Raw genomic sequence first — 24,388 nt, 5'->3', positions numbered from 1 at the left:
CCTTACCCGATACTGCCTTCCAGGCTCACGCCCAGCAGCTTCTGGGCTTCCACCGCGAATTCCATCGGCAACTCCTTGAATACTTCCTTGCAGAAACCGTTCACGATCATCGACACCGCATCCTCTGCGCTGACACCGCGGCTCTGGCAATAGAACAACTGGTCCTCGCCGATGCGCGAGGTGGAGGCCTCGTGCTCGACCTGGCCGGTAGCGTTCTTCACCTCGATATAAGGGAAGGTGTGCGCGGCGCATTTGTCGCCCAGCAGCAGCGAATCACACTGCGAGTAGTTGCGCGCGCCGATTGCGCTCCTGGCCATCTTCACCAGCCCGCGGTAGGCGTTCTGGCCGTGGCCGGCCGAAATGCCCTTGGAAAGGATGGTGCTCCTGGTATTCCTGCCGAGGTGGGTCATCTTGGTACCGGTGTCGGCCTGCTGGTAGTGGTTGGTCAGCGCGACCGAATAGAACTCGCCGACCGAGTCGTCGCCCTGCAGGATCACGCTTGGATACTTCCAGGTGATGGCGGAGCCGGTCTCCACCTGAGTCCACGAAATCTTCGAGCGCGCGCCGCGGCAGTCGCCGCGCTTGGTGACGAAGTTGTAGATGCCGCCCTTGCCTTCCTTATCGCCCGGATACCAGTTCTGCACGGTCGAGTATTTGATCTGTGCGTCTTCCAGCGCGATCAGCTCCACCACCGCGGCATGCAGTTGGTTCTCGTCGCGCATCGGCGCGGTGCAACCTTCCAGATAGCTGACGTAAGCGCCCTGGTCGGCGATGATCAGGGTGCGCTCGAACTGGCCGGTGTTGCGGGCATTGATGCGGAAGTAGGTCGACAGCTCCATCGGGCAGCGTACCCCAGGCGGGATATAGCAGAACGAGCCGTCGCTGAACACGGCGGAGTTGAGCGTGGCGAAAAAGTTGTCGGTATAGGGCACGACCGAGCCGAGATACTGCTGCACCAGCGCCGGATGCTCCCGCACCGCCTCGGAAAACGAGCAGAAGATGATGCCGAGTTCGCCCAGTTTCTGCTTGAAGGTGGTGGCCACCGAGACGCTGTCGAATACCGCGTCCACCGCCACGCCTGCCAGCAGTTCACGCTCGTGCAGTGGCACGCCCAGCTTTTCGTAGGTGCGCAACAACTCCGGATCGACCTCGTCCAGCGTCTTCGGTCCCGCCTTCTGGGAGCGCGGCGCTGAATAGTAGGCGATCGCCTGGTAGTCGATGGGCGGGTGCTTGACCGTCGCCCAGTGCGGCTCGGACATCGTCAGCCAGTGGCGGAAGGCCTTGAGACGCCACTCCCGCATGAATTCCGGCTCGCCCTTGATGGCCGAGATCATGCAGATCACGTCCTCATTCAGCCCGCACGGCACCGTGTCCGTCTCCACGGGCGTGTAGAAGCCATGCTTATAGCCTTGGCTGATCAGTTCATCGAGCTTGCGTGCCGGGGTTGCCATGTTCAGCCTTCGCTTGCCACTGTCATCTAAATCACGAAATGTCAGCTTGCGGCCCGTGTGCGCGTCGGGCGTGCAAGGCGCCAATATCCACCGGGTGCAACACCGGTTGTGCCATATCTGCCAGTGTCACACCGTTAAGCGCCCCAAAGATCACTCTATTGATCGATTGCCAGTTGGCGCGGATGGCGCACAGACCTTCCTGTGCACACAGACCGGTAGCGACACTGCACTCGGTCATGCCGGCCGGGCCTTCCATGGCGGCAATCACCTGTGCGATCGAGATATGTTCCGGCGGTCGTGCCAGCAGATAGCCGCCATTGGCGCCGCGCAATGACTGCAGCAAGTGGTGCCTTGCCAGCCTCTTCAGAATCTTGCTTGCCGTCGGTACCGCCACGCCGATCGCGGCGGCGACCTCGGCGGCACTGCAAATTCGGCCCGGGTTTCGCGCCAAGTGCGTCATGATCACCGTCCCGTAGTCGGTCAGCTTGCTTAGTCTGAGCATCATCGCCACCAGTATTTGCCAATTAGAACCAATTTGGTCCTCATTTGTTCCAGCATCCCTGTTTAGCGTCAGGCCGGGATGCGGAGAATCCGCTATCACCAGGCCGCCGTCGACGTGTATAGATGATTAGCTGCGCCTACGGGGCAAGCGAACACCGAGACCTTTCAGGGGACTCTGGAAAGAGTCCTTCGCATCCCTGTAGCAACGGCGAACTATCGATGCGTGGGCGTGCGACGTGGGCAAGTCTTTAACGCTGCGAGAGCTGGCCTGCCTCACGCCAGCGCCGAGGAGACTCAGGCATGGTCAACCAACCCATTACCGTCATCACTGGTGCGAGCCGCGGCTTGGGCCGCGCGGCCGCGCGCCGGCTGGCCACCGTGGAAGGCCATCTGGTCGTCGCCACGGCGCGCAAGCCGACGGACCTCGAGGTGCTCGAGACAGAGCTCCGGCTTGCGGGTCATCCAATCGCTTGCCACCCCCTTGACGTTACGGAGGACAGCTCGGCGGCTGCGCTGGCCAACTGGCTGACTGAACGCTTTGGTCGCGTGGACGTGCTGATCAACAACGCTGGTGTTTCGCTCGACCACTACGACACCAGCCTGCTCGAACTGCCGCTCGACGCCCTGCGCCGCACCTTGGAAACCAATCTTTTCGGCGTGCTGCGGACCACCCAGGCATTGGCGCCGCTGCTGCGCGCCAACCGCGCCGGCCGGGTGGTCAACCTGGCTTCGGGCATGGGACAGCTGGCGGAGATGGGCAGCGGTGTGCCGGCCTACCGAATCTCGAAAACGGCGCTAAACGCCGTCACGCGCATCCTGGCCGCCGAGATGGCCGATAGCGGCGTCAAGGTCAACTCGGTGTGTCCCGGCTGGTGTCGCACCGACTTGGGCGGCCCCGATGCGCCGCGCTCGCCCGAACAGGGCATCGACACCGTGATCTGGCTGGCAACGCTGCCCGACGATGGCCCCACCGGTGGCTTTTTCCGCAATCGCCAGCCGATTCCATGGTAGCCAGGCGCGCTCAAGAGAGGGGTTCGCACGGGCGTGCATGCCCGCTCAGGGGTGATCGTGCTTTCGGTGCTGATTGACACGGTTTCAGCAAGTAAACCGTTCTGTATCAACGAGTTGTGCAAAGAGCTTTTCGTGCAAAAGTCGTTGTGTGCAAATTGTTAATTTCAAGAGGATTTCGGGCGCCGGCGTATCATTTTGCAGCGAAAGCACGATCACCACGTGTTGGATAGCGGGCGTAACAGTTCAAAACCGGACCCTGGTTCGATGAAGTGCTGGCTACCCTACAGAAGCCGCTCGCGCAGCGCGGGTCCCGGGGCCACGGCCCACGCCCTTGATCGCGTATTCAAGCCCTTGACAACTCCGGCGAGGGCACGTCTTATCTCTGCAAAATTTCGGTGTATTCGCTTACCCGGCTCAACTGCGCACGGTACGATGCTGAACCGGGAGACACCCTGGGTTGCAGCGATTTCGGCCGCCAGTGCTGCCGGCGATAGCGCGCGCGACTTTTCCGGCGCGACCAGGCTGACTCGCCACACGGCCTGGTTGTCGGCAAACGTGATGGTCAGGCTGTCGTGCAGCACGCGGTAGCCGCGGGACTTTGCCCTGTCGATCAGCAGATCGAAGTCAGGCGCTTCTCCGGGTTGGAAAGTCAGCGATAGGTCAAGCGTCATGCGGCCCGGAAGAAACTTTTCTTCGGCCGCAACGCTCCCGCGCGTGGTTCTCTGCATGCGCTAGTACACTGCGTCAATTAAATGGCACCGGGCGAATTCGCCGAGTTGGGTCGTTGTACTTCCACTTGATGGGTGCCGGATTCTCGTTGTGCTGACGGATATAGCGCATCAGCTTCCGGTCCAGGTCCTTCACGGAAGTAAAGGTACCGCGACTAATGACGTCACGCTGGATACGGGAGAACCAATTCTCCACCTGGTTCAGCCACGACGAATATGTGGGCGTGAAGTGCATGTGCACGTGCCGATGGGCCCGCAGGAATTCCTGGACGCGCGACGTCTTGTGGCTGCTCACGTTGTCACAGATCACGTGGATTTCCTGACCATCGGGCTGATGGGCCACGATATCGGTCAGAAACGCCACGAACTGCTCGCTGGTGTGACGCGCCGCAGTCTTGCCTAGCACTTCTCCGGTGGCCGTGTTCAACGCGGCAAACAGGCTCAAGGTGCCGTTGCGCTTGTACTCGAATCCATGGCTTTCGGCACGCCCGGGCGACAGCGGCAACATGCGGTCTTTGCGGTCCAATGCCTGGATCGCGGTCTTCTCATCCACGCAGAACACCACCGCATGCGCCGGCGGGTTCAGGTACAAGCCAATGACGTCGGCAGCCTTGGTCTCGAAGTCCGGATCGTTGGAGATCATGTGCTGTGCCAGTCGATGGGGACGCAGACCATGTTTGCGCCAGATACGTTGCACGGTCGAGACCGACACGTTGCCCAACTCTGCGGCCAGCTTGTAACTACTCCAATGCGTGGAGCCGTCGGCTGGCTTGCGCTTGAGCGTGGTGTTCAACACACGCGCCTCAAGCTTCTCCGGCGCGCGCGCGGGGGCTCTGCCGGGATGGCGTGCGTACAGGCCCGCCAGCCGCTCGGCCAGAAACCGGCGCGACCAACGCGCGATAAAGCGCGAATCGCAACCGAGCCGCTGCATGATCGCGTCGCGCGATTCCCCGTCTTCGAGCATCAGGATCAACCTGGCCCGACGCACATCCGCCACACGCACCGTTTGGCTGCGCGTGGCTGCCAACAATTGCTCTCGTTCGAGCTCGTCCAAGCTCATTTTTCCCATGCATCCATCATAGATGAATGGGGTGCTATTTCAAAGACGCGAAGGACTAGTGAGGAACCCTGGGGCGCTGACAAGCCTCAAGCAGGCTATGCGCCCGGAATGGCTCTGGCAAAGGACTGGACCGGACCATCTGCCACTCTATTTTCTGCTGCCTTACGATCTGCGCGCGGTGGCAAAGCTGATCTGCTGTCACCAAGATATTGCCGCCGATTCCTGCTTTGCGCTGGGGATGCTCGCGAACTTCGAGATCGCCCTAAAGCAACCATGGCGTTATCGCCATCTTTTCTGGGAATGCGGCATGCTCGGCCAAGCGCTCTATCTTGAAGCCGAAGCTACCGGAGAGCGCGCCACGGGGATTGGCTGCTTTTTTGATGATGAAATGCACGCCATGCTCGGAATCAAGGACCACGCTTGGCAAAGCCTGTATCACTTTACCGTCGGCGGCGCCCTGGTCGATCAGCGCCTGTCGGTATCTGCACCGCATCAGGAGTAATGCACCCGACACGAAGCAGGTCAGTCAATCTCGCCGAAAGCAGTCGTTGACTCAGTGGCCATGTACGCCGCCTGCGGGAACGACGGGCTAGACGCAGTTGCGGCATGCCAACGCTCCATGACGGCGCATGCCCGGCCCCTTGCCGGCTTCCGATGGTGGTGCGGTTTTGCGCTTGCACTCAAAGTGCAGACCATCATCGGAGGTACATCATGATCCATCACAACGAAGAGCCTACCTTCCGTGGACTGCCATTGACCGCCGGCCAAAACTCGGAAGTCCAGCACTACGTAAAGAAGACTCAGTTGGGTGAGCCATAGGATACATCGGAACTGGCGGCGATGCTCGACGACATGCTACTGCCACCCGGAACGGAGGACGACAACCAAGGCGACTCCGCCATGGACATGCTTGCCGCCGCAGAGCGCGCCGCCGCGTTCGTCGATCAGTCCATGGAGCCGATCGAGGCCTATGAGGAATGGAAGGCCGCCATGGAAAGGGAGAGCGAGAAGGGAAACAAGCGTTGATGCGCAAGCGACCACGGGGCCGGTAGCAGCGGCCAACTAGCGCCGGCTACCAGGTGGAGATAGCCTTTGCAGTGAACACCGGCATTTCGATCCCGGCCGCTGTGTCAGTCACAGCCTGGATTTCGACAAAGGGCCGCTTCGATTCCACCGCGCCAAATATCGCCGCGAACGGTATGTCCGCGGCATCCCGGCCGGTGCCGATACGAAGCAGCCCCGTCGGGATCGATACGCCAGAGGGATCGAGCAGGTACCACCGGTGGGACAAATACACTTCTACCACCGCATGAAAATCCGGCGCTCCCATTGTTGGATCTGCCCCATAGTCCAGGCTGCTGGACATGCGCGCCGGAATGCTCAGGGCGCGGCAGATCCCAATCATCAGGTGAGCAAAGTCGCGGCAGACACCGGTGCGTTCAACGATGGTATCGACCGCCGACGTGCGCTCGTTGGTGGAGCGCGAGAGAAAACGCACGTGATTGCGCACCCACTCCCGAATTGCGTAGACGCGGGCATAGCCGCGCTGCATGCCCCCGAACTCACGCATCGCAAATTCCATTAGGCGGTCAGATTCACAATATCGGCTAGGCGCGAGGTAGTGCCAGACATCGAACGGTAGTTCGGCGACAGGCACTTCTGACAACTGAGCGCTGTCGTCCAGGCGATGATCGATATCGACGACTGCCTCATAGCGAATGGCAAGGCGACCCTTGGGTGCGCGCATTCTAAGCAGGCGGTTGCACAGCACCGGATCCGTGTAGTGGCTGGTCTGAATTGACGGGGGGAACGTCAATCGCTCGGCAACGACGACCTGCCGGGAAGTCCTGGCGGCTTCAATGTTCAGAAGGAAGTCCGCCATGGGATCCATGACCTCGTAGGACAGGCTCACCGAGTATCGGAGACGGTTCATCTCAAGCCTTGCGTTGACGACGATCTGAAGAAAAGCAAAGAGATCCGGACAGCGAAGACTGCTGTGGATTGCCATTTCAGTGTAGTGCCTGCGAACGACAAGCTGATCGCCATCGTCCGCGCGCTGGACGGCACCTGGCACCGCCCTTTCACAGCGCTGGAACTGGCCTGCCTGCAGTCCCTCGTTGAGCCCGAGGAATATCTCGAGCTGGACGGCCTGAGCGATCAGGCCTGGCGCGAGCGCATCGGCAACGCTGTGCCGGCCAGGCGCGGCGCGCGCGATCGCGAAGGTGATGGGCACTACTCTGCTGCTGGCCGAGCCAGGCGAGACGTTCATGCTGTCAGCCACGCCGGTGTGGGTACGGCCTAGTGGCGGTGGCGCTGTCAGTGGCACAGCCTGCGGAGGTTATGTAATGGCCTATTTTCCGACCAAACCGGCAACGGCCACAAATGCGGAAACGATAGCTATACCGAGAGCCCATTTCGAAATGCGGAGCGCTTGTCGCGCAGTCTCGACTTGGTCCTGCGCCGCGCCCGCTGCCTGCTCCGTCGCCAGAAGCGCTCGTTCCTCGCGTATCTCCGCTCGCTGGCTGTCGATCCTATCGAGATATGCACGAGCGTTCTCTAAACGCCTGTCGCCGAACGTGTGGCGCTCTACGTGCTGCCGGAATTCGTCCTCGCTGTGTTTAGCAATCCACTCGAGTATTTCGGCATCGGTTTCGAAGTTCGCCATGGCTTGCCCTCTATCGTGCCAGAGGATCGTAGCACGCGAAGGAAGCGAGGCGGATGGGGATGGCGGGGTGAGCCTATTCCTCCACGCCAAGAATTACATCCACCGCGGCTCTGCCTGCTACCTCGGCGACGAGATATGCCCAGCGACGAGAGAACGGGCCGCCATGGACTTTGATTCGCTTGCCGATTGCAGCAACTCCCGGAGGCCTCATCGGGCCCTCGATCTGGAACCAGACATCGAACATGTCCTCGGATGTGCTCACAAGGTCAATATGGATCTCGAATCCTCGATATTCGGTAACGCGGTCCATGGCTATCTCCCAACGCTGCCAAGGATCCTAGCATGACCAAATAACGCCCCATCCTCAGTACCGGCAACAGCTCGAAGAACTGGACCCGCTTGAGTGACGCTGGGAGTCTTCCAGATGCCGAGCGAGATGCCGAGCGGCGCTCACATCTGGCCCAGTTGGTTGCGGCGAAACGCACCCCACCCAGGACACACCGAGACGATCGTCTGCGATCAGGATGGGCAATGCCATTTCGCTCGTACGCGCATCACTGGTGGCCGTCGCAAAGCTGCCCGGATAAGCAACCCGCCGTTTGAAGCTTACCCGATGATGGGGCCGTCCCTACGCTACCACGACCGAAAAGCATCAACGCGCAACTGCGCAATACACTTCCCGAGCGATGAAGCGGCCACCAAAGCTGCTGTGGCTAGCCTTGCGCAACATCACCTGCAAGTGGGGCAGCGCCACGCACGACTGGAAAGCGGCCATGAACCAGTTCGCGATCCTCTACGAGGATCGCTTCACACAACCCCATCACTGAGATAGGATCAAAGGCCTGCCTGCCGGGCAGCCTGCCCGGCAGGCAGGCCTTTAGCCTTGCACACAAAAATCCTGACACCCCCGTCATTGACGAATACGAACTATCCAATATAGGTGTATGCTCAAATTTCACCCCCTCTGCAGTGGTTCGCACCCGGGAATTTTGGCGCACTCACCGGGGAACACCATGTCAATCCCGCTTAGGTATGAGTCGACAGGCACAACGAGGAAGCACTCGTTCCAGTCTTCTCACAAGCTGTCCAAGACCGCACCACAACTAACTTCGCCGGCGCCGGGACCACCGGCTCTCGTCAAGGACGAGAGCTTCAAGTGGACGATGCCGGACGACCCGAAAGGCGATTACGCGTAGCGATTAAGCCGAAGCATGCAAAGCCGAAAGCCCCGCGCGGCGCAAGCCGGCGGGGTACGAGGCGGTTAATAGGGTTGCTCGCTCGAGAAAACGAGCTCCCACCCTTTCAGGCGCACCCACGCGATGAAAGCTCCGCTTCCTCACTTGCCCGAGGCCTTGGCCTTAAGGCCCTGATCGGCGCATTTCTTAAAGCGGCCGCTGACGTGTGGTCAGAGCGAATAGTGGCGCCGTGGGGCGTCGTGGATGCGGATCGAGACCACCGAAGGGGCAAAGTTCTGGATGAAGGTGTTCAACGAACTGAAAACGCGAGGCACCCAAGACATCCTGATCGCGGTGACCGACGGCTTGAAGGGCATGGAGCAGGCCCTGAACGCGGTGTTCCCGAGCACGATACTGCAGACATGCAGCGTGCATCTGATCCGCGGCAGCTTGGACTACGCGAGCTGGAAGGACCGCCGTGCGGTGGCGGCCGCGCTCAAGCCTGTCTACACAGCAGCCACGGTAGAGGCCGCACAGGCCGCGCTATTGGCCTTCGAGCAAAGCGACTGGGGCAAGCGCTACCCGCCGATTGCAGCCTCCTGGCACCGCGTCTGGGCCGCGTGATCTTTGCGTTCCCGCCAGCCATCCGCAAGATCATCTACACCACGAATGCCATCGAGAGCATGCCGCCATGGCGTTCAAGAAGGCCCTGATCGAGCGGGCGATGGGCGCGGAGCTGGGCCATCACCTGGGCTACCCGGAGGGTGCTGAGCGCCCCGAAAATGCCAGCAACCAGCGCAACGGCTCCAGCGCCAAGACGGTGCTTACCGACACGGGACCGCTGCGCCTGGCGATCCCGCGGGACCGCGACGGCAGCTTCGCGCCCATCCTGATTCCCAAGCACGACCGGCGTTTCACTGGCTTTGACGACAAGATCATCGCCATGTATGCCCGCGGCATGACAGTGCGCGAGATCCAGGCGTTTCTGGCCGAGCAGTACGGCACCGAGGTGTCGCATGCGTTCATCAGCTCGGTAACGGATGCGGTCATGGAGGAAGTCACCGCCTGGCAGGCCCGCCCGTTAGAGGTCGTGTCCTGCACCGCCTCAGCAGTCATCGGACCCAGAGGCCCAGGATGTCACGCGTGCCATCGGGCAGCACGCCCAGCACCAGATCGACCGCCTTGCTGCGCACGACGCCATCCTCGCGCATCTTGGACCCGCAGCTCGTCGAAGAACACCACCGGGTGGTTGGGGAGCCCACAGCGGTACCCAACTGCCGCCACTCTGCCAACCTTGCAAGCAATGAAGGAAATATCGTGCCGATCATGCCGCGCTTCGTACCTGCTCGATAGTAAAAATCTGGCTTAGAGCCGCAGCTCGGGTCGTACCGCGGCTGTGATGTTGTGCGATGGCTCTCCCCCGGCATACAGAGCACATTCGATAGCCTGGAGTCTGCGCACAGGCCGTTGCCCGTGGTCTCGGCGCCATGGCCTGAGTGATCTGCTTAGATTTCCACGAAGCTGTTCGCGCTCTCAATCTGCGCTCGCTATTCACGCGGGCCGGACGTGAATCCGCCGTTCGATAAGTATTTCGCAAACTTCGGGATGCCAGGTTGAACCGGAGTTGGTGTTTCAGTATCCTCCTCCGCGTCTAACCCTTTTCCCCCACGACTATGACCTGCTTTATAGCGACGATCCTTGGGGCGAACGAGAAGATGACGGCGTCTCATAGCCCATCTCCTTATACAGAAGTAGTACCGTCTCCGCAGCGGGGCATGGAGCATACGGCCGCGGAAATTTCGAGGTAAGGGGTTGTTAACTTCGCCAGACTCGCGTTTACTCTCGGATTTTGAACAGCAATGGGCAACGACGAGTCGGGGGCATGAGTGGACGAGGAATTCGAGAGTCTGGATCTTGGTGATCCGCGGCGGGATCGGCGCGCCAAGGAATTGCTCAAGCGGTTTGCGGCCCTGCCTACTGCGAGCATTCCCGGTGCGTGCGATGACTGGTCGCAAACCATTGGGGCGTATCGGTTTCTCGGCAATGGAGGGGCTGGGGCCGCTGAGCTACGAAGCCCAGCGGGGCATGTTTTTGCATCCGACCTACGCGGTGACGCCTGACCGTGAACCGCTGGGGGTGATCGATGCCTGGATGTGGGCTCGGGAACCAAAGGACGCCAATGGCCACCGCGGCGGGATCAAGGAAAGCGTCCGCTGGATTGAAGGGTATGAACGCGTTGCGGAGCAAGCCGCGCTATTGCCCCAGACACGGCTGGTGTATGTGACGGACCGCGAGGGTGATATTGCCGAGTTGATGGCGCGCGCCCAGGAACTTGGCCAACCGGCCGACTGGCTGATCCGCAGCCAACACAACCGCAACCTTGCCGAAGGCGGCAAGTTGTGGGATAGCGCCGACGCCAGCCCGGCACTCGGGGAAATCGCCTTTATCTTGCCAGGGCGTGCAGGCCAGAAGGCGCGCGAGGTCAAACAGGAGCTACGCGCAAAACGTATGAGGCTGCCCGGTCTGGATGGCCCTGCGCTCACCTGTGTAGAGGCCAGGGAGATCGGAGCGCCCGCAGGCGTCAAGCCAGTGGTTTGGCGGCTGTTGACGAACCGAGAAGCGCAGGACGCCGATGCTGTCATCGAACTCGTCGACTGGTACCGAGCCCGATGGGAAGTGGGTGTGTCCAGATAAGGACACGTTATCCAGTCGGTGTAAGTCCGACCGAGGCAAAAGACTCAAGCCTCGTAGCTTGGGAGGCGTTATGGCGCGAAAGCAAGATGACGGAGCCCTCCGACAGTATGCTCAGAAAGGAGTGTATGCAACGCACCAGGTTGCAACGTGCAGTGAACGCAGATGTAGCCTCGTCACACGAAAACCCGGTGGCTGAGACGGTCTATAACGCGCGAAAGCAGCAAGAGTTGTCCGAAACGAGTCCGATGCGGCAGCTCTCACCGGCGGGGTATCAGCGGCGACATGGTGTGAAGGATAGCGTGGAAACTGGAGAAGCCCTCGGCACCCGGCGGAGAAAGCCCGTCGAGGAGATGCTCGTTATAACCGCGAGTGGGAAATGCGGGCATAGGTGCCAGGGTGACGGATCGGGTCGTAGTACTGACGATGGGCGTGCAGCAAAACGCGCCCGGAGGGAAGGGCCCGGACCGGTGAGTACTCCGTCCAACAATGTGAGGCAGGGATGAAATGACAAAGGCATCCGGCAGTCTGCAGGAACTGAGAAGGCGGATCTATCGCAAGGCGAAGTCTGACAAGACCCATCGCTTCTGGGGGCTCTTCGTGCATATTGCGAAGAGTGAAACCCTAGACGAGGCCTACCGTATCGCCAAGAGGAACGGCGGTGCACCGGGAATCGATGGTCTGAGCTTTAATGACATCGAGGCATCGGGACGCATTGTATTCCTTGCGGAGATTCAGGCAGACCTCAAAACAGGCAGGTATGAACCCAAGCCGAACCGCAGGGTTGAGATCCCGAAGAGCAACGGCAAGGTCCGCGTTCTCCAGGTTCCTTGCATCCGCGACCGCGTGGTGCAGGGGGCGCTGAAACTGATCCTCGAAGCGGTATTCGAGGCGGACTTCTGCCCGAACTCCTACGGGTTTCGACCGAAGCGGTCCCCACACCGCGCGCTGGCGGAAGTCAGACGCAGTGTGCTGCGGCGCATGTCGACGGTGGTTGATGTGGATCTGTCGCGCTACTTTGACACAATTCAACATTCAACTCTGTTGGGCAAGATCGCGAAGCGCATTCAGGATCCCCAGGTCATGCACTTGGTCAAGCAGGTTATCAAAGCAGCGGGCAAAGTTGGGGTACCGCAAGGTGGCCCATTCAGCCCACTCGCCGCGAACATCTACTTGAATGAGATTGACTGGATGTTCGACGAGATTCGACGCAAGACGGCACAGGGCCCTTACGAGGCAGTGAACTATCACCGGTTTGCTGACGACATTGTCATCACCGTCAGTGGCCACCACACCAAACGCGGCTGGGCTGAACGTGCCCTACAGCGTCTGCGGGAACAACTCGTGCCGCTAGGCGTCGAGTTGAACACGGAGAAAACCATTGTGGTGGATACATTGAAGGAGGACGCCTTTGGGTTCCTGGGGTTCGACCTGCGTCGCGTGCGCAAACGAGCGGGGAACGGGTACTTCGTCCGGATGACCCCCAAGAAGAAGGCTCGCCAAGCCATCAAGGCGAGGATCCGCGACATCATCCGGCATGGAGGCTCGACCCCAGCCGTGAAGCTGATCGCGAAACTCAATGCTGCGGTGGCGGGATGGGTCAACTACTTTCGGGTCGGCAACGCCAGTCGCGCCTTCAGTGAGGTACGCGACTATCTGGAAATGAAGGTCCGAACTCTGCTAACGCGGCGCAAGCGACGCAAGAAGAGGAGCGTCGGGTGGCGACGGTGGAGTAACGAGTACCTCTACGGAGTCCTGGGCTTGTACTGGGACTGGAAAACGCGCCCGCTGTCTGGCGCGGAGGAGTTCGCGTGAAAGCGGCCGCCATACCGACAGGACACATAACCCTTGCGATGAATCTCACTGGGTGAGCTGCTTGAGGGAAAACCTCACGATCAGTTCTTATGGGGAGGGGCTGGAAACGGGCCGGGGTCGCCGAGCACCGCGCCAGTCCTTTACCCGCCAGATGTTTTTCCATGTCCTGAAGACCGGCTGCAAGGTCGAAGCGCTACAGCTCTCACACATAGATCGTGTGGAGCGGGCCTTGGCGATGGCGAGCCCGGCGCTAAGACGATCTGGATCGGCATGCAGCGAACCATGGACGCCGCGCTCACCATTCAAGCGCTGCGGGAAGAGTCATGACTTCTGTATAAGGAAATGCCCTGAATGCTGGGCGTGGAATCAAGCTAGGGGATACGCCCCTCTACGTGATCAGTTGTAGCTCTGGCGATCGAAAGCGCGGCTACTTGTCGATAAATCGCTCCTCCAGCTTGCCATCTAATAGCTCGACTCGCGCTTGGAGAAGGTAGTACCACCGGCATCTGCTGTCGTTTGAACAAGCGACGGTTGATCAGATGATGCATCACTGATTCTGCCGGAGCGGTGGCGTACACGAGAGTGTCGATAAAGATGTTAATTCATTTTCCGCCACCTTTGCGCGACAAGGGTTCCAGCCGGATACCCCGGTGACAAATTTATTTTCCGCTACGATCGTGTAATGCAAATGGACGCCGTCATTTGGCATTCGATCTGCGCCCAGATTCTTGACCAGCCGCAGGGTTGACATCCCGGTGGATCGGGCATGACTCAGCGGCCGCCGGCGCATTTTTGGATAGGATGGCGCTGGTAACTAGGCCCCGACACCGCAAGGAACCCGCGCTTGCCCAAAGCCCTCCCTTCCAGCCCGTCTGGCGAGTTTCCCACCTTCGAGACGTCGGATTTCGCGGGCGAGGGGTCATTCTATTTCGACCTCGTGCGGCTGCAGGACCGCGACGACATCCCGCGCGGCTTCCTGCACCGGCACAGCTACTACCACCTGCTCTGGATGACCCGGGCGAGCGGCACGCACATGCTCGACTTCGCGCATTTCGATGTGCGCGACCACTCGGTGTTTTTCCTCTCACCAGGGCAGGTCCATGGCTGGACCTCATCGGTCAAGCCGCACGGCTATGTACTGAATTTCAGCACCGACTTCTTCGCGCGGATGTTTCCGCGGGCCGAAGATGTCGCAAAATTCCCGTTCTACGACCCCACGCGCGGCAACAATGCGCTCTATCTTACGCAGGCCCAGCATGACGACATGCTGCCGCTGCTTGGCGAGATGGAGCGCGAGGCGCGCGACCGCCAGCCTGGCTTTACCGACGTGCTCCGGGCTTGCCTGCTGATCCTGCTCACGCGCCTGTGCCGCCTGTGCCCGGACAACGAGCACAACAGCGGCGTTGGACCGCAGCAGGCACTCACGCGCCGTTTCACGATGCTGGTGGAAAAGCACTACTTGCGCTTCGGCACGATCGGCCAATACGCCGAGGCGCTCTGCGTGAGCGAGCGTCAGCTCAACGACGCTGTCAAGCGAACCGTGGCGCGCACGGCCAGCCAGGTGGTACAGGAACGCGTGGTGCTCGAAGCCAAGCGTTGGCTGAGCAACACTGAAACAGGCATCGCCGAGATCGCGTTCCGTCTCAATATCGAGGACCCGGCCTACTTCGCACGCTTCTTCAAGAAGCAGACCGGCCTCACGCCGGGCGACTTCCGCAGGAAGCATTGTCGTCCGCTGGAATGACGCGCGAAAAAGTCCAACACATCGTCTGATCCGTCCTAACGCAGCTGCCACGTGGCTGGGTAAAGTGTTCCTCACGGTGCAGCCGAACCCGGCGTCGCCGTCACCCGCGCACGTTCTTATGTGTATGCGGGCACGAGCGGCGCGTGCGGGCACGGCATGACGCCATTGGGCCGACAACCCGGCAGACGCGCAGGCCGCCGTCAGCGGGCCCATAAGAAGCCAGGGGCACAGGAGACAGACATGTACAAAGCAATCATCCGGTTGCGGGGCCTTGCCGTGGCCACCGCATTGGCCGTCACTACCCTCAACGCGATGGCGGACTACCCGGATCATCCCTTGCGCATCATCGTGCCGTTCGCCGCCGGCGGCGCCACCGACGTGATCGCGCGCACCGCGGCGCAAGCCATGTCGGCCCGGCTCGGCCAGTCGATATTGGTGGAAAACAAGGCCGGCGCAAACGGCAATATTGGCGCCGTCTCGGCCGCGCGCTCAGACCCCGACGGCTACACGCTGCTGATGGCCACGTCGAGCCACGCAATCAACGCGTCGCTTTACCAGAAGCTCAACTACAGCCTCACGCGCGATTTCGTGGGCCTGTCGAACCTGGCGTCGGTGCCGCTGCTGCTGGTGGTGAATCCCTCGGTGCCGGCCAATTCGGCTAGCGAGCTCGCCGCATACGCCAAGGCCAATGCCGGCCGCGTCAACTACGCGTCGGGCGGCACCGGCACCGCGTCCCACTTGGCCGGCGAGCAGTTCAGCACGCTAGCCGGCACGAAGATGACGCACGTCGCCTACAAGGGCGGGGCGCAGGCGCTCAATGACGTGATGGGCGGCCAAGTGCAGATCATGTTCGCCAACCTGCCCGAAGTCCTCGCCCAGGTGCAGAGCGGCAAGCTCAAGGCGCTGGCAGTCACCGGTACCAAGCGCCACGTCGCCCTGCCCGATGTGCCCGCATTCGCGGAAACGCCGTTCCCGGGCATGACCGCGCGCTCTTGGTTCGGCCTGTTTGCGCCGGCCGGCACGCCAGCGGCCGCCGTCGAGAAGCTCTCGCAGGCCATCGTCCAGAGCGTAGCCGACCCCACCGTGAAGGAACGGCTGAAAGGGCTCGGCGCCGACCCGGTCGGCGACGATCAGGCCGCATTTCAGAAGTACGTGAGCCAGGAGGTGGCGCGCTGGGCCGTGCTTGTCAAACAGTCTGGCGCCACCGTCGATTGACTCCACTCCCCCGCCACCGCTCGAGGAAGCCCCATGCTGTTCGATGTTCGGACCTACACCTGCCGCCCCGGCACGATCAAAAAACACCTGGCGCTGTATGCCGAGCACGGCTACGCGATCCAGAGTCGCCACCTTGGCAAACCGTTGGCCTACATGCAAACCGAGACCGGCGATGTCAACAGCTACATGCACATTTGGGTCTATGACAGCGCGGCCGATCGCGAGGGCAAGCGCCAGGCGCTGCAGAAGGACCCGGCCTGGAGCGACTACCTAAAAATGAGCGGCGAGGCCGGCTACCTCATCAGCCAGGAGAACCGGCTGATGACGCCGGTATCGTTCTTCAAGCCATAGGCGGACCTGTCGTCGCGGCCCGGGCGTTCAGCGCCGGGCCATTCACGCCCCGTTGGAGAGATCCCGGTCCGGGCGGCAAGCGCGATCCGATGCTCGCGTGCATCCGCGCCACCGCCGGGGCATGAGTGCGTCAGAGGCTTGGACGCGTGTCTTGCGCCAAGCCTCAAATGCTGTCCAGCGCGTGCCGCGAGCGCCTGCGCCCGGCCTCACCAGCTTCTCATTCACCCCCAAGCACATTTGAGCAGGCTTTGTGCAGAGCATCCCTAGTTTAATAGGTCGGCTAAATCTACTTCAAAGTCCTGGTTAGCGCATTGGGTGGCTCATAATCCTCTCGCCGTGAATGGTTCCCCTGCTTCGGCGAGCCCTCGCGTTACGCTAGCCCCCCAAGGGGCGTCAGCGTCGGGGCCCGCGATTGTGAGAGCATTCCTTTGACAGTGGTCGCCAATCGCGACTATAGTGCTAACGTTAGCAAAAGCATGGAGGCGTTAGACGCTTAACACTGCAAAGCAGCCGGGCCGAGCCTCGAAGGCAGGCTGTTGTTCACTTCAGTAAGTACCTCCAGCGAGCCGGAAAGCTGCAAGTTGACATCCCGAAGAGCAGTGAGCCCTTGTCACCTGTATCTCTTTGGTGAAGGTACTGACGCGTTCATCGCTTTATCTGTGACATTTGATCGCGCCTATTCCAACGAGACGAAAGTGCAAATTAATCAAGGATCGTTAAGGCTTCTGGTTGAGAAGTGGTTCGGCAACTCCTCGTTTTCATCGCTACGGATAACCCGTGTGTTGCATTCCACACTGGGCAGAAATCATTGTGTGCATGTGGAACTGCCTCGAACCAACAACCCGGTGGCTGTCTTTTTCTTTCGACATGACGACGGCAGCTGGAGCGTCTTTCCGCCGGAGACCAAACGCAGGTCGATGACGTCTGCCTGCTGAAAGACGAAGGCGATCGCGCAGCTGATAGCACCACCATCGGGCTGGTGGAGCGTCTGAAGAGGTAATCGGGTCTGCGACTCGCACCCGGCAATGTCACATCAATTTGATTGAAAAAAATAGAATTCCATGACGCAGCAAGCAGCACGCCCCGCAAGCCAGCGAAAATCCTCCGCCAACCGAGCAACTGACGCCCTGACCGCAATCTCCGTTGCGATTCCTGTCGTCAACTCACCTGCTAGCGAAGCCGTCCCTGGCAAGGGCGCACCGACAGGCGTCGCAGGTGACACACGCCATGCTGTGCCAGAGATGAATGTCAAATCAGCAACTGCCGTGCCGCCCCCTGGCACCGCCGACAAGGACCTGCCGCTGCGCGAGGACATCCGCTTCCTGGGCCGCCTGCTGGGCGACTGCCTGCGCGAACAGGAAGGCGACGCCGCCTTCGAGGTGGTCGAGACCATCCGCCAGACCGCGGTGCGCTTCCGCCGCGAGAACGACCGCGCCGCCGGCGCCGAGCTGGACCGCCTGCTCAAGCGCCTGTCGCGCGACCAGACCAACCAGGTGGTGCGCGCGTTCAGCTATTTCTCGCACCTGGCCAATATCGCCGAGGACCAGCACCACAACCGCCGCCGCCGCGTGCATGCGCTGGCCGGCTCGCCGCCGCAGGCGGGCAGCCTGCCGCACGCGCTGGAGGCGATCGACGCCGCCGGCGTGACCGGCAAGCAGCTGCGCAAGTTCCTGGACGAGGCGCTGATCGTGCCGGTGTTGACCGCGCACCCGACCGAAGTCCAGCGCAAGAGTATTCTCGACGCCGAGCGCGAGATCGCCCGCCTGCTGGCCGAGCGCGACCTGCCGATGACGGCACGCGAGCGCGAGCACAACACCGCGCAGCTGCGCGCCAAGGTCACCACGCTGTGGCAGACCCGCATGCTGCGCGACGCGCGCCTGACGGTGGCCGACGAGATCGAGAACGCGCTGTCGTACTACCGCACCACCTTCCTGCGCGGCATCCCGCAGCTGATGAGCGAACTGGAAGAAGACATCGCCGCGGTGTTCCCGGCCATGCGCAAGCGCAAGGGCACGCCCGGCGCCCAGCCGACCCCGCTCGCGCCTTTCATGCAGATGGGCTCGTGGATCGGCGGCGATCGCGACGGCAATCCCAACGTCACCGCCGAGACGCTCGAGCATGCCGCCAGCCAGCAGGCCCAGCTGATCCTGGACTGGTACCTGGACGAAGTGCATGCACTGGGCGCCGAGCTGTCGATGTCCACGCTGATGGTCGACGCCAACCCCGAGCTGCTGGCGCTGGCCGAACGCTCGCCCGACCACTCCGAGCACCGCGCCGACGAACCCTATCGCCGCGCGCTGATCGGCATCTACGCGCGCCTGGCCGCGACCTGCAAGACGCTCACCGGCCACGCCGCAACGCGCCGCCCGGTGGCGCCGGCCGAGCCGTATGACAGCGCCGAGTCCTTTGCCGCGGACGTGCAGGTGGTGATCGATTCGTTGCGCGCCCACCACGGCCAGGCGCTGGCCAGCAACCGCATCGACGCACTGGCGCGCGCGATCGCCGTGTTCGGCTTCCACCTGGCTTCGGTCGACATGCGCCAGGTGTCGGACGTGCACGAGGCGGTCATCGCCGAACTGTTCGCCGCCGCCGGCATCGCCGCCGACTACGCCAAGCTGCCCGAGCAGCGCAAGCTGGAACTGCTGCTGGCGGAGCTGCGCCAGCCGCGCCTGCTGACGCTGCCCTGGCACGAGTACTCGGAGCAGACCCGCAAGGAACTGGCGATCTTCGCCGCCGCGCGCGAGCTGCGTGGCCGCTACGGCAAGCGCATCGCGCGCAACTACATCATCTCGCACACCGAGACGCTGTCGGACCTGGTCGAAGTGATGCTGCTGCAGAAGGAGTCCGGCATGCTGCAGGGCACGCTGGGCAGCAAGACCGACCCGGCGCGCATGGAGCTGATGGTGATCCCGCTGTTCGAGACCATCGAAGACTTGCGCAATGCCGCCGGCATCATGCAGTCGCTGCTGGACCTGCCGGGCTTCGATTCGGTGATCGCGCACCATGGCGTCGAGCAGGAAGTGATGCTCGGCTACTCGGACTCGAACAAGGACGGCGGCTTCCTGACCTCGACCTGGGAGCTGTACAAGGCCGAACTGGCACTGGTGCAGCTGTTTGAGCAGCGCAAGGTCAAGCTGCGCCTGTTCCATGGCCGCGGCGGCACCGTCGGCCGCGGCGGTGGCCCGACCTACGACGCCATCCTGTCGCAGCCGCCGGGCACGGTGAACGGCCAGATCCGCCTGACCGAACAGGGCGAGATCATCAACAGCAAGTTCGCCAACGCCGAGATCGGCCGGCGCAACCTGGAGACGGTGGTCGCCGCCACGCTGGAAGCGTCGCTGCTGCCGCAGCAGAACGCGCCCAAGGACCTCGACATGTTCGAGGCGGTGATGCAGCAGCTGTCGGACCGCGCCTTCACGGCCTACCGTGACCTGGTGTACGAGACCCCCGGCTTCAAGGACTACTTCTTCGCCACCACGCCGATCACCGAGATCGCCGACCTGAACCTGGGTTCGCGTCCGGCCTCGCGCAAGCTGATGGACAAGAAGAACCGCCGCATCGAAGACCTGCGCGCGATCCCGTGGGGCTTCTCGTGGGGCCAGTGCCGGCTGCTGCTGCCGGGCTGGTACGGCTTCGGCAGCGCGGTCAGGGAGCTGCTGGACAGCGCGCCCGATGACAAGGCGCGCAAGTCGGCCGTCACCACGCTGCGCCGCATGGTCAAGACCTGGCCCTTCTTCTCGACGCTGCTGTCCAATATGGACATGGTGCTGGCCAAGACCGACCTGGCGGTGGCCTCGCGCTACGCGCAGCTGTGCGACGACGCGGCGCTGCGCCGCAACGTGTTCAACCGCATCAGCAAGGAATGGCACCTGACCTGCGAGATGCTGGCGCTGATCACCGGCCACCAGGAACGGCTGGCGGACAATCCGCTGCTGGCGCGCTCGATCAAGAACCGCTTTGCCTACCTCGATCCGCTGAACCACTTGCAGGTTGAGTTGCTCAAGCGCTACCGCTCGGTCAAGGATGGCGATGACATCCGCGTACGGCGCGGCATCCACCTGACCATCAACGGGGTGGCGGCGGGGTTGCGTAACAGTGGCTGAGGCAACGCACGGTTAGCTCAGTCAGTGCGGGGCATGGCTCGGAGGACAGTCGCAGGGTGGTCCTCCGGCCGCGCTGGAGCCAACTTTCAAGGCCTCGACATCTCCGCGGGTGCAACCGCAAGGCCATCGATGCCACTTCGCCTCACTGAATCGGCAAGGAATCCGTCCTCACGCATTGCATCAAGGGCCGTGTTGATCAACGCCAACCGCTCCGGCCGATTCGAGGGGACCGCAATACTCTGCGCTACACCGTACAAGTTGTCGGGCAACATGCGCAGTTGCGGCTCATTGCCTGCACGGGATGCGAGACGTTGGCGACCGCCGGCGAAAGCGTCAACGATTCCCTCACGGAGCCAGTGGAAAGGCTCCTGCATTGTATAGTCCGATGTGGCGCGCACCTTGGCAAAGTTCAAATGCTGCTGCAACCAGACGCCTACCGTATCATCGGTGTTCACCCCAATCGTCCGGCCGGGCCGGTCGAGGTCTTTGACTGAGACAAGCGGCGAATCTGCCCGGACCAATGCGCTCTGCTGTACCAGCACATACGTTTGCGAAAAGAGAACACCGGAACGATCAGGATTCGGCGCCACAAATCCGATATCGGCGCTGCCATTTTTAACTGCCTCCAACACTGATGCAGCAGTAGGAAGCGGCATGATCGTCACGGCTACGTTAGTCTTGCGTCCCAATTCGCGGGTTATGTCCGCGACCACACCGGTGAAGGTACCAGTGACAGGATCGTGTCGCGCCTGGGCTACGTTCGCGACTATGTAGGCGGCTCTCAGGGTCCCTGTTGGCGCGAGCGCGGCCTCGGCTGCGGTGGCGTCGCCGGTTGGTATTGCTACCAAAACCAGCAGCGCACGCAAGCGCCGGAGCGCCTTCGAGCTCCAAAGTGAAAACTTGTCGGTCGAGTCGGAATGTTGCGTCATTGACGTGTTGTCCAAGGGAAATGCAACGATCTGGCAGCCATTCTTTTCTACCAGGGGCAATCCTTCCGCGCCACGGCATTCCGCAAGCGCGGCAAAGGAATGGGAGCGACTTGATACCGGGCAGTCGCTATCCACGCTTGTCGGCCAAAGCCTGAGCCCCGAGCCTCCGGGATGCACTCTGTGTTTCGACAAGAGTTCATCCCTCTTCGCTCAATCGGATGGCCGGTGGCCCCAGAAGCCGGAGCCTTTGCTTGTGATCAAAAGGTATGCCGGATTCCAATCATCGTGCCAAACTGCGAACCACCAGGCGCCGGATTTGAGCCGGGGGCTCCCACACTTACCGATTGGGCAAGCTGGCCACTGTTATTGATATGCCCGATAGTGGCATAGACGGACGTTCTTTTGGAAAAATTGTACGCCCCTCGCACCGTATAGAGGAAGGCGTGATTATCGCTGTTGCGATAGTCGAGATAATACACTTCCCCTGACAGCGTGATGGCTGGGGTAATATCGTAAGCGGCCCCCGTATACCAGAGATTGCTTCTCGGCGTTGAACTGCCACCATTATTCCGGAGTATAACCCCGGTGCCGAGCTTGGCATTACCCAACAAAGCGTAGGCACCCAATGCCAGTCGCTTATCCGCAATACTGCTGCGGGTCAGTCCATTTGGTGCACCGGTGCCGCCCCGCATGACATCGTACGCCGCCGAAATTCCCCAGGATGTTTGTTCGTAGAGAAGTAGAGCGGACCATTGCTGGCATGCCCTCGTGTCGGAAGGGTTCTCTCCAGCGCAGTTGGCGCTGGTTGCACCGGGAACCACCGCGCTATCACGTCCGAAGCTGTAAGTCCCGCCGACTGTCAATCCGCCGAATTTCCCTTTGTAGGAAATGGCGTTGTCAACCCTGGGATTCGACAGGTATGGGTCGAGAGCGCCTGATCCGTAAATGTTTGCACCCAGGGTATCCGTATCCAGAGTGCCCCAAAAGATCATGGAGTACTGCCGTCCGAACGCGACTTGCCCCCAAGGCCCGGATAGACCAACCAGCGCTTGTCGGCCAAACAGGCGTCCACCCTGGCCGGAACTTCCGGCATCTGGCGCAAAGCCGGATTCGAGGACAAAAACGCTCTTGAGACCGCCCCCAAGATCTTCGGTTCCTCGCATCCCCCATCGCGACGGGGTTGTGCCGGTATTTGACGGAACGCGGAACAGATTGTCCTTGCTGGTACCCACATTGCTCACATATTCGATGCCGCTGTCAATCACGCCATACAAGGTGACAGATTGGGCGAAGGCAGACGCCGGGAAGATCGCTCCTGCCAGGAATACAGATTTCCAATTTTTCAATTTGTCTCACTCCTTCGAGTTTATTTTTTGCCTTGCAATTTCATGCAATCCACGTCTCGTATTTATCCGGCCTCCTTGCCCCTTCAGACGCAATAAAGATCCACGCCTCATCCCTACCCTGGCCCCGCAAGTCCCATCGCCACGGGACGGCCTCCGGGTGCATGCAGCGCTGCGCATCCAGATGGCCGAGTTCGCGTCAGATTTGTGCTAACGTTAGCCCAACGAAATGGGAAAGTCAAAGACTGAGTCGCAATGACCCCGTGGAATCAGGCACTCTATGCGGCATTGATTGTGCTAGCGTTAGCACATAGGCCCTTGAAATGGCACCTCTGACGGTATCGTGGCGGGCTACATGTCTACCTTTTCCGCCGCTCGACGCGCAATTGAGGATGCCTTGACACTGGCCGAGGACATCTCTTCTCCAGGCCTGTTGTGCGCGCCATGCGCTTTGCGCAGTGCCACGAGCGTGCTATCGTTATACAAAACTGCCGCGCCACAACTTTCATGGTCACAATCAAAGACATCGCCGCTCGCCTCAAGGTATCTCCCTCGACGGTAGGTCGCGCACTCGCTGATGATTCGCGAATCAGTGAAGCTACCAAGCAGAAGGTGACTGAGGTCGCCAATGAGATGGGCTACGTGGCAAACCTTGCCGCGCGGATGATGCGAGGGGTGTCCAGCAACCTTGTCGGCTTTGTCCTGCCGGACATTCGCAATGGTTTCTATTCGACGGTTGCCCACGCACTGTCAAAGTGCCTGCAACGCGGTGGCTTTCAGCTTACGCTCTCCGAAACCGATGACGACCGCCTGGTCGAGTTGCATCACATCCGTGAACTCACGAGTGCAAACGTTGCAGGCATCATTATTGTGCCGACAGCGAGACCCCATCCCGATTCCGTCAAGCTGCTGAAAATGTTGCCGCACATCCAGTTGCTGCGCCGGCATGCGTCGCTCGGCGAACAGTGGTTCGGGATTGACGACACACAGGCAATATTTGAAGCAACCAGCCATCTCGTCCAGCTCGGTCACCATCGCATCGGATACATCGGTGCCACGGATGAACTGCCGACAGGCTCAGCGCGCCTGAAGGGGTTCCATCAGGCGCTGCCACGCCGTGAGAATGTCAATCCTGCCTTGGTGCAACTCGTTGCGCCCGGTTCGATCGACATTGGCCGGGAGGCCACGCGTCGTCTGCTGTCGCTGCCGACCCCGCCAACAGCCATTGTTGCTGGCTCGGTGCAAACCACGCAAGGCGTACTCGAGGAGCTGATGACGCAAGGGATCCGGGTGCCCGACGACCTTTCCGTCGTCGGATTCGGCGACGAGATCGGCTTCCGCTGGTGGGGCCCAGGATTGACTACGGTCGGGCTTCCCGTCTATGACCTGGCAACGGCGTGTGGTCTCTGGTTCGTGCATCAAATCAAGGACAACGCAATCACGTCCGCGCCCTACACTTCCATTTCTCCCGCAACACTCATCGTTCGTGGCAGCACGAGGCAACTCGCCCCCGCGTCAGGCCGGCGGGTCGCGTCGCCGCGCCGCCGCACGGTTGATGCTGGTTGAAACAGCCGAGGGGAGCGTCGGTCTCAGCGCAAGCATCGAA

Annotated in this window: 17 protein-coding genes and 7 pseudogenes; 14 read left to right on the top strand and 10 right to left on the bottom strand. The window is 61.3% G+C overall.

Features of this window, described 5'->3' with window-relative positions; translation table 11 throughout:
- Nucleotides 1–2: 2 nt before the first annotated feature.
- Both sufB and ABNX08_RS36360 read right to left on the bottom strand, forming a co-directional pair.
- Nucleotides 3–1,451: a Fe-S cluster assembly protein SufB gene (sufB, locus tag ABNX08_RS36365; protein WP_349604901.1), complete on the bottom strand. Its 1,449-nt coding sequence runs from the start codon at nucleotides 1,449–1,451 to the stop codon at nucleotides 3–5.
- A 31-nt stretch (nucleotides 1,452–1,482) separates the two neighbouring features.
- On the bottom strand, nucleotides 1,483–1,953 hold the full coding sequence (locus tag ABNX08_RS36360; protein ID WP_349604913.1) for an SUF system Fe-S cluster assembly regulator: 471 nt from the start codon (nucleotides 1,951–1,953) through the stop codon (nucleotides 1,483–1,485).
- A 299-nt stretch (nucleotides 1,954–2,252) separates the two neighbouring features.
- On the opposite strand from ABNX08_RS36360, the gene ABNX08_RS36355 reads away from it, so the two are divergent.
- Complete coding sequence (locus ABNX08_RS36355; protein WP_349604903.1) at nucleotides 2,253–2,963, top strand: SDR family oxidoreductase; 711 nt, start codon at nucleotides 2,253–2,255, stop codon at nucleotides 2,961–2,963.
- A gap of 281 nt (nucleotides 2,964–3,244) precedes the next feature.
- Here ABNX08_RS36355 and ABNX08_RS36350 read toward each other — a convergent pair whose 3' ends face one another.
- Nucleotides 3,245–3,691 carry a hypothetical protein gene (locus ABNX08_RS36350; RefSeq protein ID WP_349604905.1) on the bottom strand — a complete coding sequence of 149 codons (447 nt, stop codon included), beginning with the start codon at nucleotides 3,689–3,691 and terminating at the stop codon, nucleotides 3,245–3,247.
- A gap of 16 nt (nucleotides 3,692–3,707) precedes the next feature.
- A complete protein-coding gene (locus tag ABNX08_RS36345; protein ID WP_349604907.1) occupies nucleotides 3,708–4,760 on the bottom strand; it encodes an IS630 family transposase in 1,053 nt (350 codons plus the stop codon).
- A gap of 88 nt (nucleotides 4,761–4,848) precedes the next feature.
- Here ABNX08_RS36345 and ABNX08_RS36340 point away from each other — a divergent pair, with 88 nt between their 5' ends.
- Both ABNX08_RS36340 and ABNX08_RS36335 read left to right on the top strand, forming a co-directional pair.
- Nucleotides 4,849–5,253: a nitroreductase family protein gene (locus tag ABNX08_RS36340; RefSeq protein ID WP_349604909.1), complete on the top strand. Its 405-nt coding sequence runs from the start codon at nucleotides 4,849–4,851 to the stop codon at nucleotides 5,251–5,253.
- 209 nt (nucleotides 5,254–5,462) lie between these two features.
- Nucleotides 5,463–5,777 (top strand): annotated as a pseudogene (locus ABNX08_RS36335) (hypothetical protein).
- 46 nt (nucleotides 5,778–5,823) lie between these two features.
- On the opposite strand, the gene ABNX08_RS36330 reads toward ABNX08_RS36335, so the two are convergent.
- Nucleotides 5,824–6,684, bottom strand: a complete 861-nt coding sequence (locus ABNX08_RS36330) for a transglutaminase family protein (RefSeq protein WP_349604915.1) — start codon at nucleotides 6,682–6,684, stop codon at nucleotides 5,824–5,826.
- A gap of 90 nt (nucleotides 6,685–6,774) precedes the next feature.
- Between ABNX08_RS36330 and ABNX08_RS36325 the strand changes: the two are divergent.
- A pseudogene (locus ABNX08_RS36325) lies at nucleotides 6,775–7,097 on the top strand (DNA cytosine methyltransferase); the annotation flags it as partial.
- 4 nt (nucleotides 7,098–7,101) lie between these two features.
- Here ABNX08_RS36325 and ABNX08_RS36320 read toward each other — a convergent pair.
- Together ABNX08_RS36320 and ABNX08_RS36315 are read right to left on the bottom strand one after the other, a co-directional pair.
- On the bottom strand, nucleotides 7,102–7,416 hold the full coding sequence (locus ABNX08_RS36320) for a hypothetical protein (RefSeq protein WP_349604910.1): 315 nt from the start codon (nucleotides 7,414–7,416) through the stop codon (nucleotides 7,102–7,104).
- 73 nt (nucleotides 7,417–7,489) lie between these two features.
- Nucleotides 7,490–7,726: a hypothetical protein gene (locus tag ABNX08_RS36315; RefSeq protein ID WP_349604911.1), complete on the bottom strand. Its 237-nt coding sequence runs from the start codon at nucleotides 7,724–7,726 to the stop codon at nucleotides 7,490–7,492.
- A gap of 363 nt (nucleotides 7,727–8,089) precedes the next feature.
- Here ABNX08_RS36315 and ABNX08_RS36310 point away from each other — a divergent pair.
- The 3 pseudogenes from ABNX08_RS36310 to ABNX08_RS36300 form a co-directional block, all read left to right on the top strand.
- Nucleotides 8,090–8,243, top strand: a pseudogene (locus ABNX08_RS36310) (IS256 family transposase); the annotation flags it as partial.
- A gap of 618 nt (nucleotides 8,244–8,861) precedes the next feature.
- Nucleotides 8,862–9,277, top strand: a pseudogene (locus ABNX08_RS36305) (transposase); the annotation flags it as partial.
- A pseudogene (locus ABNX08_RS36300) lies at nucleotides 9,277–9,678 on the top strand (transposase); the annotation flags it as partial. The pseudogenes ABNX08_RS36305 and ABNX08_RS36300, both read left to right, overlap by 1 nt.
- Nucleotides 9,679–9,709: 31 nt before the next feature.
- Here the strand turns inward: ABNX08_RS36300 and ABNX08_RS36295 are convergent.
- Nucleotides 9,710–9,845: pseudogene (locus ABNX08_RS36295) on the bottom strand (transposase); the annotation flags it as partial.
- 653 nt (nucleotides 9,846–10,498) lie between these two features.
- On the opposite strand from ABNX08_RS36295, the pseudogene ABNX08_RS36290 reads away from it, so the two are divergent.
- The 6 genes and pseudogenes from ABNX08_RS36290 to ppc form a co-directional block, all read left to right on the top strand.
- A pseudogene (locus tag ABNX08_RS36290) lies at nucleotides 10,499–11,270 on the top strand (transposase DNA-binding-containing protein); the annotation flags it as partial.
- Nucleotides 11,271–11,789: 519 nt separating this feature from the next.
- Entirely contained in the window at nucleotides 11,790–13,097 is a 1,308-nt protein-coding gene (ltrA, locus tag ABNX08_RS36285; protein ID WP_374063775.1) for a group II intron reverse transcriptase/maturase, read from the top strand.
- An 844-nt stretch (nucleotides 13,098–13,941) separates the two neighbouring features.
- Nucleotides 13,942–14,841, top strand: a complete 900-nt coding sequence (locus ABNX08_RS36280; RefSeq protein WP_349608086.1) for a helix-turn-helix domain-containing protein — start codon at nucleotides 13,942–13,944, stop codon at nucleotides 14,839–14,841.
- A 240-nt stretch (nucleotides 14,842–15,081) separates the two neighbouring features.
- Nucleotides 15,082–16,056: a tripartite tricarboxylate transporter substrate binding protein gene (locus ABNX08_RS36275; RefSeq protein WP_349608084.1), complete on the top strand. Its 975-nt coding sequence runs from the start codon at nucleotides 15,082–15,084 to the stop codon at nucleotides 16,054–16,056.
- 33 nt (nucleotides 16,057–16,089) lie between these two features.
- The gene (locus tag ABNX08_RS36270; protein WP_349608082.1) at nucleotides 16,090–16,407 is read left to right on the top strand and encodes an NIPSNAP family protein; all 318 of its coding nucleotides are present in this window, start codon (nucleotides 16,090–16,092) and stop codon (nucleotides 16,405–16,407) included.
- A gap of 1,241 nt (nucleotides 16,408–17,648) precedes the next feature.
- Nucleotides 17,649–20,510: a phosphoenolpyruvate carboxylase gene (gene ppc / locus ABNX08_RS36265; protein ID WP_374063793.1), complete on the top strand. Its 2,862-nt coding sequence runs from the start codon at nucleotides 17,649–17,651 to the stop codon at nucleotides 20,508–20,510.
- A gap of 86 nt (nucleotides 20,511–20,596) precedes the next feature.
- On the opposite strand, the gene ABNX08_RS36260 is transcribed toward ppc, so the two are convergent.
- On the bottom strand, nucleotides 20,597–21,439 hold the full coding sequence (locus tag ABNX08_RS36260) for a transporter substrate-binding domain-containing protein (RefSeq protein WP_349605299.1): 843 nt from the start codon (nucleotides 21,437–21,439) through the stop codon (nucleotides 20,597–20,599).
- A gap of 257 nt (nucleotides 21,440–21,696) precedes the next feature.
- On the bottom strand, nucleotides 21,697–22,785 hold the full coding sequence (locus tag ABNX08_RS36255) for a porin (RefSeq protein WP_349605300.1): 1,089 nt from the start codon (nucleotides 22,783–22,785) through the stop codon (nucleotides 21,697–21,699).
- Between the two features lie 504 nt (nucleotides 22,786–23,289).
- Here ABNX08_RS36255 and ABNX08_RS36250 point away from each other — a divergent pair.
- Complete coding sequence (locus ABNX08_RS36250) at nucleotides 23,290–24,348, top strand: LacI family DNA-binding transcriptional regulator (RefSeq protein ID WP_349605301.1); 1,059 nt, start codon at nucleotides 23,290–23,292, stop codon at nucleotides 24,346–24,348.
- Nucleotides 24,349–24,388 lie beyond the last annotated feature (40 nt).

The organism is Cupriavidus sp. DF5525, assembly GCF_040149425.2.
Classification (GTDB): Bacteria; Pseudomonadota; Gammaproteobacteria; order Burkholderiales; family Burkholderiaceae; genus Cupriavidus; species Cupriavidus pickettii_A.
Note: the sequence above shows the minus strand (reverse complement) of the source record. Positions and strands in the feature narration are given on the sequence as shown.

Excerpts from the sequence above, each read along its gene's own strand:
- sufB (WP_349604901.1), bottom strand. The coding sequence starts at position 1,451 with ATGGCAACCCCGGCACGCAAGCTCGATGAACTGATCAGCCAAGGCTAT.
- ABNX08_RS36360 (WP_349604913.1), bottom strand. The coding sequence starts at position 1,953 with ATGCTCAGACTAAGCAAGCTGACCGACTACGGGACGGTGATCATGACG.
- ABNX08_RS36355 (WP_349604903.1), top strand. The coding sequence starts at position 2,253 with ATGGTCAACCAACCCATTACCGTCATCACTGGTGCGAGCCGCGGCTTG.
- ABNX08_RS36350 (WP_349604905.1), bottom strand. The coding sequence starts at position 3,691 with ATGCAGAGAACCACGCGCGGGAGCGTTGCGGCCGAAGAAAAGTTTCTT.
- ABNX08_RS36345 (WP_349604907.1), bottom strand. The coding sequence starts at position 4,760 with ATGGGAAAAATGAGCTTGGACGAGCTCGAACGAGAGCAATTGTTGGCA.
- ABNX08_RS36340 (WP_349604909.1), top strand. The coding sequence starts at position 4,849 with ATGCGCCCGGAATGGCTCTGGCAAAGGACTGGACCGGACCATCTGCCA.
- ABNX08_RS36330 (WP_349604915.1), bottom strand. The coding sequence starts at position 6,684 with ATGAACCGTCTCCGATACTCGGTGAGCCTGTCCTACGAGGTCATGGAT.
- ABNX08_RS36320 (WP_349604910.1), bottom strand. The coding sequence starts at position 7,416 with ATGGCGAACTTCGAAACCGATGCCGAAATACTCGAGTGGATTGCTAAA.
- ABNX08_RS36315 (WP_349604911.1), bottom strand. The coding sequence starts at position 7,726 with ATGGACCGCGTTACCGAATATCGAGGATTCGAGATCCATATTGACCTT.
- ltrA (WP_374063775.1), top strand. The coding sequence starts at position 11,790 with ATGACAAAGGCATCCGGCAGTCTGCAGGAACTGAGAAGGCGGATCTAT.
- ABNX08_RS36275 (WP_349608084.1), top strand. The coding sequence starts at position 15,082 with ATGTACAAAGCAATCATCCGGTTGCGGGGCCTTGCCGTGGCCACCGCA.
- ABNX08_RS36270 (WP_349608082.1), top strand. The coding sequence starts at position 16,090 with ATGCTGTTCGATGTTCGGACCTACACCTGCCGCCCCGGCACGATCAAA.
- ppc (WP_374063793.1), top strand. The coding sequence starts at position 17,649 with ATGAATGTCAAATCAGCAACTGCCGTGCCGCCCCCTGGCACCGCCGAC.
- ABNX08_RS36260 (WP_349605299.1), bottom strand. The coding sequence starts at position 21,439 with ATGACGCAACATTCCGACTCGACCGACAAGTTTTCACTTTGGAGCTCG.
- ABNX08_RS36250 (WP_349605301.1), top strand. The coding sequence starts at position 23,290 with ATGGTCACAATCAAAGACATCGCCGCTCGCCTCAAGGTATCTCCCTCG.